The sequence below is a fragment of the Methylobacterium sp. AC690 genome, assembly GCF_979256535.1.
This window is the reverse complement of sequence record NZ_CEEDOX010000004.1, coordinates 203223-216478: the sequence shown is the minus strand read 5'-3', so window position 1 is coordinate 216478 and position 13256 is coordinate 203223. Positions and strand designations below refer to the sequence as shown.

At 67.3% G+C, this 13256-nt stretch carries 10 protein-coding genes and 2 pseudogenes; 9 read left to right on the top strand and 3 right to left on the bottom strand.

The window, feature by feature from the left end; all coding sequences use genetic code 11:
* Positions 1-140: 140 nt before the first annotated feature.
* On the top strand, positions 141-1367 hold the full coding sequence (locus tag AC0IY1_RS06420; protein ID WP_471768510.1) for an acyl-CoA dehydrogenase family protein: 1227 nt from the start codon (positions 141-143) through the stop codon (positions 1365-1367).
* A 16-nt stretch (positions 1368-1383) separates the two neighbouring features.
* On the opposite strand, the gene AC0IY1_RS06415 is transcribed toward AC0IY1_RS06420, so the two are convergent.
* The 3 genes and pseudogenes from AC0IY1_RS06415 to AC0IY1_RS06405 all read right to left on the bottom strand — a co-directional run bounded on the left by AC0IY1_RS06415 (position 1384) and on the right by AC0IY1_RS06405 (position 5519).
* Positions 1384-3810 carry an MASE4 domain-containing protein gene (locus AC0IY1_RS06415; RefSeq protein ID WP_471768509.1) on the bottom strand — a complete coding sequence of 809 codons (2427 nt, stop codon included), beginning with the start codon at positions 3808-3810 and terminating at the stop codon, positions 1384-1386.
* A gap of 186 nt (positions 3811-3996) precedes the next feature.
* Positions 3997-4722 (bottom strand): SDR family NAD(P)-dependent oxidoreductase, encoded by a 726-nt coding sequence (locus AC0IY1_RS06410; protein ID WP_471768508.1) that lies wholly within the window; start codon positions 4720-4722, stop codon positions 3997-3999.
* Positions 4723-4770: 48 nt separating this feature from the next.
* Positions 4771-5519: pseudogene (locus AC0IY1_RS06405) on the bottom strand (integrase core domain-containing protein).
* Positions 5520-5702: 183 nt separating this feature from the next.
* Here AC0IY1_RS06405 and AC0IY1_RS06400 point away from each other — a divergent pair.
* From AC0IY1_RS06400 to AC0IY1_RS06365, 8 genes and pseudogenes are all read left to right on the top strand, one after another.
* A complete protein-coding gene (locus tag AC0IY1_RS06400; RefSeq protein WP_471768507.1) occupies positions 5703-7139 on the top strand; it encodes an 8'-apo-carotenoid 13,14-cleaving dioxygenase in 1437 nt (478 codons plus the stop codon).
* 449 nt (positions 7140-7588) lie between these two features.
* The gene (locus tag AC0IY1_RS06395; RefSeq protein ID WP_471768506.1) at positions 7589-8566 is read left to right on the top strand and encodes a sensor histidine kinase; all 978 of its coding nucleotides are present in this window, start codon (positions 7589-7591) and stop codon (positions 8564-8566) included.
* A gap of 60 nt (positions 8567-8626) precedes the next feature.
* A pseudogene (locus tag AC0IY1_RS06390) lies at positions 8627-8931 on the top strand (response regulator); the annotation flags it as partial.
* Positions 8932-9074: 143 nt separating this feature from the next.
* On the top strand, positions 9075-9917 hold the full coding sequence (locus AC0IY1_RS06385; RefSeq protein WP_471768505.1) for a type 1 glutamine amidotransferase: 843 nt from the start codon (positions 9075-9077) through the stop codon (positions 9915-9917).
* A 181-nt stretch (positions 9918-10098) separates the two neighbouring features.
* Positions 10099-10569 carry a cupin domain-containing protein gene (locus AC0IY1_RS06380; protein ID WP_055952368.1) on the top strand — a complete coding sequence of 157 codons (471 nt, stop codon included), beginning with the start codon at positions 10099-10101 and terminating at the stop codon, positions 10567-10569.
* Between the two features lie 442 nt (positions 10570-11011).
* The gene (locus tag AC0IY1_RS06375) at positions 11012-12106 is read left to right on the top strand and encodes a DHH family phosphoesterase (RefSeq protein ID WP_471768503.1); all 1095 of its coding nucleotides are present in this window, start codon (positions 11012-11014) and stop codon (positions 12104-12106) included.
* Positions 12103-12597, top strand: coding sequence for a hypothetical protein (locus AC0IY1_RS06370; protein WP_471768501.1), 495 nt, complete (start codon positions 12103-12105; stop codon positions 12595-12597). The genes AC0IY1_RS06375 and AC0IY1_RS06370 overlap by 4 nt, the downstream gene beginning before the upstream one ends.
* 74 nt (positions 12598-12671) lie before the next feature.
* Entirely contained in the window at positions 12672-13061 is a 390-nt protein-coding gene (locus tag AC0IY1_RS06365; RefSeq protein ID WP_471768500.1) for an acyl-CoA thioesterase, read from the top strand.
* The last annotated feature ends 195 nt before the right edge of the window (positions 13062-13256 follow it).

The window sequence follows — 13256 nt, the reverse complement described above, 5'->3', positions numbered from 1 at the left end:
GGGACGGTGCGGGACCGTCCCGAGCGGAATGGTCGACATCACCGACGATCGCTCTAGCTTCCCTGCGCGACACGCAAGCTGCCACGGCTGACCCGGACACCAGGTCGGAAGAATCGGGCGCAATCGCGAGGGAGGGCGGCATGGCGAAGCGCGCATTGAAGGAGGCCGTTCCGCCAGAGCTGCTGAGCCCATGGCGCAGCGAAGCCCGGGCGACGCTCCAGGCCGAAGCGCGCGCCTTCGCCCGGGACGTTGTGATGCCGCTGGCGGACGAACTCGATCCGCAGAAGGCGGAGATGCCCCGCAGCCTCATCGATCAAATGGCTGCCAAGGGCTGGTTCGGCATCACCATCCCGGCCGAGCAGGGCGGCCTCGGCCTCGGCGTGTTCGAGTACTGCCTCGTCTCGGAGGAACTCGCGCGGGCCTGGCTCTCGGTGGGCAGCATCCTGGCGCGGGGTCAGGGTCTCGGCACCCAGACCCTCGATCCGGAGCGGCGGAAGGCGCTTCTCGAAAAGTCGGCGAAGGGACAATGGATCGGCGGGATCGCGCTCTCGGAGCCCACTGCCGGCTCCGACCTCGCCGGCGTGCAGACCCGGGCGGTGCGCGAGGGCGACACCTGGGTGCTGACGGGAACCAAGCGCTGGGCGGGCTTCGCCAAGGCCGCGGATTTCGTCGAGGTCTTGGCCCGGACCCGCGATCCGGAGCCGGGTGAACCGCGCTCGGCCGGGCTCGAACCCTTCCTCGTGGTCAAGGATCCAGGAACCTTCCCGCCGGGCATGACAGGCCGGGTCATCGACAAGATCGGCTATCACGGATTCCTGACCTTCGAGCTCGCGCTCGACGGCGTACGGGTGCCGGAGAGCGATCGCCTGACCGGGCTCTACGGCGACCAGGGCGCGGATGCGGATTCCGGCGGCTTCGCCTCGGTCCAACGGGGCCTCAACATCGCACGGGTGCATACGGCGGCACGCGCGGTCGGGGTCGCCCGGGCCGCCCTCGAGGATTGCCAGGCCTATCTGCAGGAACGTGAGCAATTCGGCCACCCGATCGGCGACTTTCAGGCCCTGCGCTTCGCCCTGGCCGACATGGCGGCCGATGTCGCCCAGGCCCGCGCCTTCTGGAATCAGGTGGCCCATCTCCTCGACGCGGGCGAACCCGCAGAGAGCGAGTCGGCCATGGTTAAACTCGTCGCCACCGAGATGGCGGTGCGGGTGACGAACCAGGCGATGCAGCTGCACGGCGGCAACGGCTACACCACCGAGCGGCGGGTGGAGCGCTACTGGCGCGACGCACGCCTGACCACGATCTTCGAGGGGACGAGCGAGATCCAGCGTCGGATCATCAGCGACAGGATGTTGCCGAAACCCTGAGGGATGCCGGTGGTCCTCAGCGCCCGCCCATGACCACCCGAAGCTTGTCGGCGAGATCCTCACGGCGGTAAGGCTTGCTCAGGAGCGGCAGGTCGACGGGGACGCCCTGTTCGCCCAGGGCCGAGCCGGTATAGCCCGAGGCAAGCAGCACCCGCAGACCGGTGCGCAGAGCCCGGGCATGGGTCGCGAGTTCGACGCCGTTCATCCCGCCTGGCATGACCACGTCGGAGAACAGGATGTCGATGCGCTCCGGCCCCTTCAGGCGTTGCAGCGCCTCGGCCGCATGGGTGGCGGTGAGGGTCCGATAGCCGAGCTCCGACAGGCTCTCGACGGCCATTTCCAGCACCGCGGCCTCGTCCTCCACCACCAGGACGACCTCACCCTCCGCGGCCCGACGCAGGGGCAGGAGCACGTCCGCCCGGGCGGCCTGGAGCACGGGTTCGGCCGAGCGCGGAAGATCGATGGTGATGGTGGTGCCTTCGCCCGGCGCGCTTGCGACCCGGACCTGACCGCCGCCCTGGCGCGCGAAGCCGTAGACCTGACTCAGACCGAGACCGGTGCCCTTGCCGACATCCTTGGTGGTGAAGAACGGCTCGAATGCCCGGGCGACCGTCGCCGCATCCATGCCGAGGCCGGTGTCGCTGACCGAGACGCGGACGTAATCGCCGGGTGTCAGATCGGGCCAGGCCGCCCGGCGCTCCGGCGTGAGGGACAGGTTCTCGGTCCGGATCGTCAGGGTTCCGCCATTCGGCATGGCATCGCGGGCATTGACCGCAAGGTTCAGGATGGCGCTCTCGAATTGACCGGGATCCAGGCGGACGGGATCCAGGGCCGCGTCGAGGTCGAGGACGATGCCGACGGTCTCGCCCACCGCACGCTGCAGCAGGCCCTGGAAGTCCTTGAGGAGGTGATTGGGATTGACGGTCTCGGGCCGCAGGACCTGCCGGCGCGAGAAGGACAGCAGCTTTTCCGTGACCTCAGCACCGCGCCGGGCCGCCGTCATCGCCGAGGTGGCCAGGCGCTCGACCCGCTGCGCATTGTCAGGCCGGCGTACGATCATGTCGAGGTTTCCGACGATGACCGTGAGAAGATTGTTGAAGTCGTGGGCGACGCCACCCGTGAGCTGGCCGATCGCTTCCATCTTCTGCGCTTGGCTGAGCCGCTGCTCGGCCTCGCGCCGATCGGTGGTATCGATCACCACGCCGGCCATGCTGGTGGGGCTCCCATCCGGGTCCCGATAGAGTCTGCCGCGCACGTCGATCCAACGCTCGGCCCCGTCCCCGGCCCGGGTGATTCGGCACTGGAAACAGAGGGTGTTCTCGTCCTGCGCCCGGGCCATGGCGGCTTCGGCGACCGCCCGGTCGTCGACGACCACATGCTCCAGGAAGTCGGCGAGGCCCCAGCGCGGAAGCAGGCTGTCGTAGCCGAAGATGCGGTCGTGCCGCAGCGTGCGAACGGAGGTTCCGGTCTGAAGGTCGAGGGTCCAATTGCCCATATCGGCCGCCTCGAGGGCGATCGCGACGTTGTCGCGCGCAATCTCCAGCTCTATCCGCTGGCGCTCGCTCTGGATGGCGGCCGCCTCCGCGGCGCCGTACAGGACGTCGACCTCACGCAGGTAGACGGCCAGCACGACGATGCCGGCCGCCAGAGCCTCCAGCCGCCCGGCGAACCAGCCCACCGTGCCCCGGGCTGCGCCCGGCAGGGTGATGAGGTTGTCGAAGACGAGGAGCAGCAGCGAGACCGCGAGCCAGAGCTGCAGCACGGTGCGCAGGCGCGTGCGCCAGCACAGCGTCGCGAGGGCCGCCACCGTGAGCAGCACGACGGCCGGACCCACTCCCGACGTGGTCAGCAGCCAGTAATTGTCGCCCTCGACGCTGCGGGGCAGGTACTCGACATAGGCGATGACGATCCAGCTCAAGGCGCCGGCGCCGGCAGCGACGGCGAGGGCCGTCAGCCAACCGACGGCTCCCACGCGGGCGCGCCGCACGAGGCGCGGGCGCTGATCGCCCTCCATGATCGCATAGGGCAGGGCGAAGAGCGGCGGCCCGACATGCCACAGGGTCCAGAGCCAGGTGGTGGTGCCCGGCCCGGAGCCGACGATCCGTCCCGGTCCGAACAGGCCCGGGAAGCTGAGGAGCTGGACCGCCACGACGAGCGTCGTGAACAGGCTGCCGGCGGCCAGGACCAGCAGCGGAACCGAACGGGTGCGCCGATACTGCGCGAAGAACAGGTAGGTGGTGACCGCGTAGACCGTGGTGAGCGCGGCTTGGTAGCTCGGGACGAATCCCGGCATCGCACGCACCGGGTCAGCCACGATGGGCAGGAGGGCGAGCGTCAGGAGGCCGAACGCCGCGGCGACCGCAACCGCGAATCGCCTCTGCGAGGGAGTCGTCCCGGCATCCGCCAAGGTCGAGAGGCCTGAAGGGCCAGCGAGTTCCGGCACGATGTGGCTCCCGGCCGCGCGCCGAGGGCGGATCGCCCGGCCGACAGGACCGCCGTCCGGTCTAACACCATCCTGTGCGGGGCGACACGGTTCGTCCGACTTCGAACATCCCGGTTCTTCGAGATGGTGCGGACCTGTGTCTGCGAAGTCGAACGGGCGCGCCGAGATTGTGTGGTCGCGCGCAGGTCAGGCCGGAATCCGCGTTCCATCCCAGGCGAAGACACGGCCCGTATCCTCGGGACCGAGGCCCTCGACCACCCGCAGCAGGTGCGCCGCGCTCGTCTCAGGCGTGAACAGACCGAGGGCCTTCGGGTCGGGGCGAAAGGGTTCGGACAGGGCCGTCGTCACCGTGCCGGGGTGGAGCCCCACGATGATCGCGCCCGGGTGGGTGCGTCGCGCCTCGATCGCGAGGGTACGCAGGATCTGGTTCAGGGCCGCCTTCGACGCGCGGTAGGCATACCAGCCGCCCAGCCGGTTGTCCTCGATCGAGCCGACCCGCGCCGACAGGGCGGCGAAGACGCTGCGCCCGGCGCGCGGCATCAGCGGCAGGAAGTGCTTGGCCGCCAGCGCGGGACCGATCGTGTTCACTGCGAACACCGCGCCCATGGCCGCCGGATCGAGGGTCCGGATCGCCTTCTCGGGGGAGACGCCCGGCCCATGCAGAATCCCCGTGGCGACCAGGACGAGGCCCACCGGACCGTGACGCCCGACGTGCTCCGCGGTCGCGCGGATGGAGTCCTCATCGGTCAGATCAATCCGTCCCGACTGCGCGGGCGCGGGCGCGACACCCCCCGATCGCGAGAGGGCGAAGACCGATCCGTAGGTCCCCCGCGCCACGAGATCGGCAACGAGGGCTCGACCGATGCCGCCGGAGGCGCCGATCACCACGGCGCTGGGCGGCGAAGAAGGCATGGATGATCCTCGTACGGCCTGCCCCCATTTGGCGGCCCGGGTTCGAAGTTAGTGCATCGTCGGTCGCGTGACGATGGCCGGGCGTAGGAGCGGCGTTGCGCGGCTCGGTTCGGTTGGCCAGATGACGTCCCCCGGTGCAGGCGGCTGGGAGCCGACCGCGGTGTGCGGGCGGACGGTGTTCAAGTGCCTCCGCCCTCGCTCGATCACGACGCTGGCCTCCTCGAGGGTGTTGAACACCTCGCCCTTGAGGCTTGCGCCCGTTGTGCGTGCGATCCTCGACGACATCGTAGAACCCGACGTGGTCGAGCCGCTGCGGCCGCGGGCGCACGCACGCGCCGTCGTGCCCGTACTGCAGAGCCGGGGCGACGATGGCGGCGGTCAGGGCGGCTTCATCCTCGACCACCACGGCGCAGGCGCGCTGGGTCGAGCGGTTCTGGCCCAGGACGCGCCAGCGAACCGCTCCGATATGCCATGCTCGGCCACGACGGAGTCGACATACGGCCAGCGGCGAGCCAGGCTCGGAAGTTTCCCGAGGCCGCCTCCTTCAGGATCCGCTTCTCCAGTTTCAGGTCGGAGATCGCCCGGCGGAGGGGCCGGTTCTCAGTCTCCAGAGACCTCAGCCGCTTGACCTGATCACTCTTCAGGCCGCCGTACTCGGAACGCCAACAAGAAGATGTGATCTCCGTCACCGCGATGGAGCGGATTGCTTCCGCGAACCTCGCATCCGGAGAGACCAAACCATCAACCGAGCGCAGCTTGTCAACGATCCCTTCGGCTGGATGCGTCTTCCGATGCATCACAACTTCCTCCACATGGCGCGAAGCCATGCCTGAGGAAGGACCACTTTATAGGGGGCAGCCCACTTCGTAACCCTGCCCAGCGGTCCCAAGCGAACAGAGCTGTCAGTCTTGCCCGGAAACGGGAACGCACCCATCACAAGGGTCCTCGCTTTCCCTCCCACCGCCCCGAGCCAGCGCCAGATGCCGAACTTGATCGAGTCTAGCCTGCGTGCCGCCGCCGAGGGCCTTGTCGCGCTGGTGGCGGCCTGCAACCGGATGCGCCTTCCAGGGACGCAGCACCCCTTCGTCGTCGGCGTCCACGCGCCGATGCGCGAGGAGCTGACCTTACGGGATCTACGCGTGACCGGAACGATCCCGGCCGGGCTGGAGGGCCGCTACCTCAAGATGGGCGCCAACCCCGCCCACCCGACGACGCGCGGCCACGACTGGTTCCTGGGCGATGGCATGGTGCACGGTCTCTGCATCGAGAACGGAAAGGCCTTGTGGTACCGTAACCGTTGGATCGGCTCGCGTGCGGCGTCTGCAGCGCTCGGCCGGCCCGCTGCCCCGGGGCCGCGCCGCGGCGACGACACCGTTAACACCAACGTCGTCGCGATCCGCGGCCGCGCCTTCGCCGTGGTCGAAGCCGGCAGCTTTCCCGTCGCGCTGTCCGATGATTTAGAAATGCAGTGCTACGATTCGTTCGACGGAACGCTTGCCGGCTCCTTCACAGGGCACCCGCATCGCGACCCGGCGACCGGTGAGACACATGCCATCGCCTATGACGGCCGCATCTGGGACAGTGTGCGCCACGTCGTCATCTCGCCCCTGGGCCGGGTCGTGCGTGACGTAGCAATCCTAGTCGAGCACGGTCCCTGCATCCACGATTGTGCGATCACGACGCGATTCGTCGTCGTGCTGGACCTACCCGTCACCTTCTCAATGCGCGCGGTCTTGGCTGGACACCGCTTCCCGTTCCGCTGGAACCCGGCCCACCGCGCCCGCGTCGGCCTTCTTCCTCGTCACGGCATGGCCGCCGACATCGTTTGGTGCGCGGTCGAGCCGTGCTTCGCCTTCCACATCGCCAACGCCTACGATGACGCTGACGGGCGCGTGGTCCTCGATGTCGTCGCCTACGAGAGGGTGTTCGCCTCCGCCGGCGGCGGTCTCGACGCACCGGGCTGGCTGGAGCGCTGGACCGCCGACCCCACGACGGGGCGGGTCGACCGTCGAGTGATTGATCCCGCGGCGCAGGAGTTCCCGCGTGTTGACGAGCGTCGCTTTGGACAACACCATCGGTACATCTACACGGGCTCAGTTCCTGCCGACGGCAACACCCAGCTCGCGGGTGCGACGCAGCTCTACAAGCACGATCTGGAGACGGGGGAGCGGCGCGTGCACGAGTTCGGCCCCGACCGCGTCCCGGGCGAGTTCGTGTTCGTGCCGGCGCGGCCCGAGGCCGAAGAAGACGAGGGCTGGCTCGTCGGGCTCGTCGTTGACACGGTGAGTGACACGACCGATTTCATGATCCTTGACGCGCACGCGTTCGAGGCCGCGCCTGTCGCCGCGGTCCACCTTGTGCACCGCATCCCGCCGGGCTTTCACGGGAACTGGTTTCCAAAGCAAAGGGCCGGGTGACTGTGGTTTGATGCTTCGGTACTTGGTACGTGTTTATGCGATGTCGAGCGTACTATAGTTGAGACTGCGGCGTTTCGATCTGCGTCGGGCCCTGGATACCGATGGCACTGCCACTTTACGATCGCAGGATCGTGAGGCGGAACGCGCGAACATGAATGCACTGGCATACAGCGTTCAGACGGCTTGCTTAACCTGCGCCCGGTCGAGAAACTGTTTCCGTTCGTACGCGGAAACTAGTTCAGTAGTTGATTGCTTTAATCCTGTTTCAATATTTCAATTCCGCGTTACTGCTCTTGTGTTGCGATGAGGCATCCTCAGGCCGAAGCGTCGCGCGACGCCGGCCTGAAGACAGCGATTGAAGCGCGACCGGAGCCGAGACGACCTTGGCGGGTTATGTCCCGGGACCGTGGAGCGACCGCGTCCCCAATGGCACGCAATCCGGGATGAGCATGGCCGAGGGCTTCGAACCAACTGGCGACGGGTGGACCCTCGCCAACTTCACTGCCGCGATCCACCGTGGCGGCGTCGCCATGTGGGCCTGGTCGCCGACCCAGCGCGTGGCCCGGCTCGACGGCCTTTGCCGCGAGTTCTGGGGCGTGTCCGAGTCCGTCGTTTCCATCGATGAGTTGTTCGCCCGGGTGAACGTAGAGGATCGGGCAGAGATGGTGGAGAACTGGTGGGCCAGCGAGCGGGAGCCGCAGGCCTACAGCTTCGACTTCCGCATCGGCGACGGTGCAGGGGCCCGCTGGATCTCCGCGCGCGGCGTCGGCGGGGAGGCCAGCCGCGTCGGCGCGTGGATCCAGGCCATCTTCCTCGACGTCACGTACACCAAGCGGGCCGAAGAGGCCGAGCGGCTCCTCACAGCCGAGCTCGCCCACCGGGTGTCGAACATGTTCGCGGTAGCCCGGGCGCTCACCTCCATCGTCGCGCGGGACGCCAAGTCCATGCCGCTCTTCGCCGAGGATCTGTCGCGACGCTTCGGGGTGCTGCACGAGGCGACTGCGCTCGCGACGCGCTCGCAGCACGGCGATCACGGAAACGTCCCGATGGGCACGCTCGCCGAGCGCATCCTGGCGCCCTACCGCAACGGCGCCAACATCGACGTCGACATCGCGGACGCGGTGGTCGCCCCTCCAGGCAAGGTCAACGACTACGCGATGATCTTCCACGAGCTCGCGACCAACTCGGCGAAGTACGGCGCCCTGTCAGGTGGGGGCACGCTCACGCTGCGGGGACGAATGGAGGACGGCGTGGCCAGGCTGACATGGGAGGAAGGGGCCGCTCCGTCCAGCGCTACGAAGGCCGAGGGGACGGGGTTCGGCTCGCGTCTCCTCAAGCAGACCATCGAGCGCAGTCTCGGAGGCCGATTCGAACGCACCATCGATGCCGACGGTCTGCGCTTCGAGATGGTCGTCGAGAGCGTATGACGTGCCAAGGCTCTCCGCTTCTGCGGCCGCCGACATCGGGCACTTAGCAAACGACACGGCACCAGGTCAGGCAAGACCGTGCCCGTGGTGGACGATGAGCCGACGGTCCGCAGGCTCATCACCGACATCTTGGAAAATTTCGGCACACGGTCATCGCGGTCGGCGACAGAACGACGGGTCTCAAGGTGTCGTCGATCACCGGCGACGCGGAGAATGCGATCCTGGGTAACGGCCCGCTTCCGCCCGGGATAGCGATGCTGACCAAGCCGTTCGCGATGGACAACCTTGCGGCGCGCATCCGCCCGACGATCGAGGGCGGCACGAACACGCTTCGACGCAGGTCGTCCCGCCCCGAACCGGGATGAGATGCCAAGCAGTGCGGTGGCTACCCGGACCTGCGTCAGGACCGCCCGCTCGGGAACTCCGCCCGACTGCTCCGGTTCGCTCCTCGTGGATCATCGCAGAGGACATCGAAACCTTGCAACCATCGTCATCCGGTCTTCGCTTCTTGGTCGCGGAGAGCGAGCCCCCGGATGCCCGTGAGAAGCGCCGTGAGAGTGTCGGGCGGTCGTCTGGCGAGACCTACCTAAATATCCTCGAACGTCTGGCGCCGGGGTCGACCTGCGATAGGGTCAAGCCTGCCGACGCGGACGGCGCGCTGCCGATGCGCACGTCTCTGGCCGACTACGACGCTGTATTCCTGAGCGGATCGCCGTTGTCCCTGTACGAGGAGACCCCAGAGGTCCGGCGCTCGCTTGCCTTCATGGGCGCCCTGTTCGCCTCCGGCACGCCGTCATTCGGTTCGTGCGCCGGCCTGCAACTCGCGACGGTCGCGGCGGGCGGCACGGTCCGACAGAACCGCAATGGTCCCGAGGCCGGCTTCGCCAGGCGCATCGTCGCGACAGAAAGGGGTCGATCCCATCCCCTCTTGAGAGGGCGGCCCGCTGCGTTCGACGCCCCGAGCATCCACACCGACGAGGTGGAGACCCTGCCAGACGGAGCGACCCTGATCGCGGTGAACCGATCCACTGTCGTCCAAGCTGCGGAGATACGGCACGAAAGCGGAACGTTCTGGGGCGTGCAATACCATCCGGAGATCGGCCTCGACGAGGTGACTGGGGCGCTGCGTCGGCAGGCGGACGACCTGGTGGAGGCTGGCTTGGCGTTGTCCCGTCGCGAGGTCGAGGATCAGGCCGACCTCGTCGAGGCCTTGCACCGCGAGCCGACTCGACGGGACCTTGCGTGGCGCCTCGGTCTCGACGACCAGGTCACGGACGACGATAAGCGGCAGACGGAGATCCGCAACTTCATCGAGGTCATGGCAGTCCCACGGCGCAGCGGAAGAGGCTGACCAGTCGCCGATGCGCCGGGCGGTCATCATCGCGCGGTGACGACAGCCACATCGCGGATCGGCGAAAAAGCCCCGTATCGATTCACCGTAAAGAACGTTGCCTTGACGTCGAACCGTCCACAGCAGCTGAGAACAGCGCTTCCGCCAGATGTCGCGGGATGGGGGAACGGAAGGAAACGAGATGTCCGAACATACGTTCGACCAGACGAACATCACTTGGCGGACCTTGGACTGGCTGCCGCACATCGCCTTCTTCGTCTACAAAGTCGACGAGCAGAATCGCATCGTCGACGTCGTGTTCAAATTCGCAGCGAACCAGAAGGTGATGCTGCACCGGCACAAGAGCCCCTACGTGACGCTCGTGATGCAGGGCGAGCTCAGGTTCTACCGCGAGGACGGCACCCACAAGGAGACGCGCCCGACGGGCAGCTACGTCTCGGGTGTGGCGAACGGTGACCCGCACATGGAGGGGGGTGGCGACGAGGACGCCATCGTGTTCTTCAGTAACCGCAACATCGAGGATGCGCTCTACGAGTTCCTCGACGACGCGGGCAATCCCGTCCAGGTGCTCGGTATCGCGGATTTCAAGGCGCAGCTCGAAGAGCAGATCGCGACCGGCACGTTCCAGAAGGTCACAGCCAGGGCCGCCTAGGCTTGGAGGTTATCAAGGGGGTATCGGACCGCTTCGATGCCCCCTTGCAAGATCGGACCCTCGGCTTCCAAAAAGGATCGCTTCTCCAGACCGAATGAAGGCCATCGGGGTCATGTCCGCCCACTCCCGGCGGTTATCACCTCAATGGCTCTGGCTGCGTCTCATCGGGCAGCGTCCTGCGAACCTGGTGCCGGACGATCTACGCGCTGAACGGTTTGCCGATGGCCGGACAGGTGGTCTCGATCCCCTTCCTGGCTCGGGCCGCACAAGGTCCGCAACGCAGCCCATGAGAGTTCGGTCGTCGGGATCGATTCCCGCGCATCCGCCCTGTTCTGAAGGAAGCCCACAGGTTTCCGCCTCGGTTCGTCGGCGGATGAGAGGGTTCGAGCGTTGCACGAGTTCGAGGTGGCGTTCGCTCGGCCAACACAAACCAAGGTGTCGAATGGGCAAGATCGCCGAGGCGCAGATCGTCGGAAGCCTGTCACCTGACGGCGAGGTACGGGGGGCTGCGCGAGACGCGATGACGGCTGCGCTCGCCACGTTCAAGCGAGGTCGACCCGTCCTGGTCGTCAGTCACTTCGATGCGGACGGTCTGACCGCGGCCGCCATCCTGATCCGCGCCCTTCGGCAGGCGGGAAGGGAAGCGGTGTCCGTGGTTGTGGGCAAGGGAGAGTCGCCGTGGGACCCGGAGGTGACCCACCGGCTCGGCGCGCACGAGCCCGGCGGCCTGATCGTCGCCGACCTCGGCACCCGAGCCGATCCCGTGTTGTCGGGTTGCCCGACGCTCGTCATCGACCACCACGTGCCAACCGGCGAACCGAGGGACGCCATCACGATCAGCGGCAACGGCCTCGACCCCGAGCCGACCACCGCCTTGCTGGCCTGGTGGGCCGCCGGTGCCCTGGGAGATCAGGCCGACCTTCTGTGGCTGGCGGCGGTGGGCCTGATCGGCGACATGGCCGAGGGCCTCGATTTCCCCGAGATCGCCGAGGCCCAGGTTCGCTGGGGCAAGACGGCCCTTCGCGATGCCACGTCGCTCGTCAACGCTCCCCGCCGGACCGCGGCGGCCGATGCAGGGCCGGCGTTACGCCTTCTGCTGGCATCGGACGGCCCCAAACGCATCACCAAGGGCGACGATGCCGATGCGCTCGCCTTGCACGCGGCCAAGGCGGAGGTCCGCGCCGCCATGGACGTCGCGAAGCGCGTCCCGCCCGCCATCGGTGGCGACGTTGCGCTGATCGCGCTCGACTCCCCATGCCAGATCCACCCCCTGATCGCCCAGCAATGGCGTGGGCGTCTCAAGGACAAGATCGTCATCGCCGCCAACGCGGGCTATCGCCCCGGCTGGGTGCATTTCGCCGCTAGGTCGGCCAGCGGGCGCGACCTCATCGCCTTTCTCGCGGAGCACCGCCCGGAGAACGCCGACGGGCGCTACGGCAACGGTCACGCCCAGGCGACCGGCGGCGCACTACGCAACGCCGACTGGAACGACTTCATACGGAAACTCGGGTTTCCCCAGGCACAGGTGCAGGCATGACCGCCGATGATCGTCCCCTTCGGCTGGGTTTTCCCGTCAAGGTGATGGGGCGGCCCGACCTGAAGTCACAGGACACCCGGCGCTGGCAGAAGGACCCGCACCTCAAGTGCTCGCTCGAACTGCTCGATCATGTCCTGGACTACCTCAAATCCAACAACCTCGACATGTACCGCATGTCGTCGGACATCGCGCCCTACGCGACCCACCCGGACATGCCTCAGTTCCACAACATGGTAGCGGAGAGCGATGCCGAGTTGCGGGCGTTCGGCGCCAAGGCTCGGGCCTACGACATCCGGCTCTCGTTCCATCCCTCGCAGTACGTGCTGCTGAACGCCCCGAACCCCGATCTGCTTCGCTTCGCACCCGACGTCGCCGCCGGGTTCGGGATTACCCCACAGGAAGCGACGGACGATGAGGAGCAGTTGGAGGACGGTGTCGACGCCGATGAGGAGGCCGACGTGGACGAGGGACGCAGGGAAGCCGCGGAATGACCCCGGGTAAACCGGACTAGCGAAATACGTTTGGTCGGTCGGTGCGACCAGGGAAGCGGAGCACGAAATTCATCATGAGCGACATGGCATCAAGGCTCTCGGACGGTCCGCATCTGCGCACGATCGCCATGCCGCGCGACACGAACGCGGCGGGTGCGATCTTCGGTGGCTGGACGGTATCCCAGATGGATCTGGCCGGCGGCACCCTCGCCGCCCAGCGAGCGAAGGGACGCGTTGCAACCGTCAGTATCGACGCGATGCGCTTCCTCCGTCCCATCGCGGTGGGCGACGAGGTGAGTTGCTACTGTACCGTTCAGGACGAAAGTGGGACGTCGTTCGGCGTGAAGGTCGAAGTCTGGGTCCGCGATCGTACCGGAGGGGACGCCGAGAAGGTGACCGAGGGCCTCTTCACCTACGTGGCCGTGGATGACGAAGGGAAGCCACGGCAGAGCGACGACGGTTGATCGAGCAATCGGTGAAATGGGCGACGATCCACGGCTTCGAGACCTCAGGGGTCGGTACGGGTACCAATGTGCAGTCCTGAGCCATGCGAGGCCGCAAGCCAGCGGCAGGGCTTGGGCCACACGTTTCGCGCTGATCGACTCGGGGCGTAACGCATGGCTGACAGCGCCATCGGGGATGCGTGACGGGGTTCTGCG

What these genes read in the sequence shown, in the direction of transcription:
- AC0IY1_RS06420 (WP_471768510.1), top strand. Translation starts at nt 141, where the DNA reads ATGGCGAAGCGCGCATTGAAGGAGGCCGTTCCGCCAGAGCTGCTGAGC.
- AC0IY1_RS06410 (WP_471768508.1), bottom strand. Translation starts at nt 4,722, where the DNA reads ATGCCTTCTTCGCCGCCCAGCGCCGTGGTGATCGGCGCCTCCGGCGGC.
- AC0IY1_RS06400 (WP_471768507.1), top strand. Translation starts at nt 5,703, where the DNA reads ATGCCGAACTTGATCGAGTCTAGCCTGCGTGCCGCCGCCGAGGGCCTT.
- AC0IY1_RS06395 (WP_471768506.1), top strand. Translation starts at nt 7,589, where the DNA reads ATGGCCGAGGGCTTCGAACCAACTGGCGACGGGTGGACCCTCGCCAAC.
- AC0IY1_RS06380 (WP_055952368.1), top strand. Translation starts at nt 10,099, where the DNA reads ATGTCCGAACATACGTTCGACCAGACGAACATCACTTGGCGGACCTTG.
- AC0IY1_RS06375 (WP_471768503.1), top strand. Translation starts at nt 11,012, where the DNA reads ATGGGCAAGATCGCCGAGGCGCAGATCGTCGGAAGCCTGTCACCTGAC.
- AC0IY1_RS06370 (WP_471768501.1), top strand. Translation starts at nt 12,103, where the DNA reads ATGACCGCCGATGATCGTCCCCTTCGGCTGGGTTTTCCCGTCAAGGTG.
- AC0IY1_RS06365 (WP_471768500.1), top strand. Translation starts at nt 12,672, where the DNA reads ATGAGCGACATGGCATCAAGGCTCTCGGACGGTCCGCATCTGCGCACG.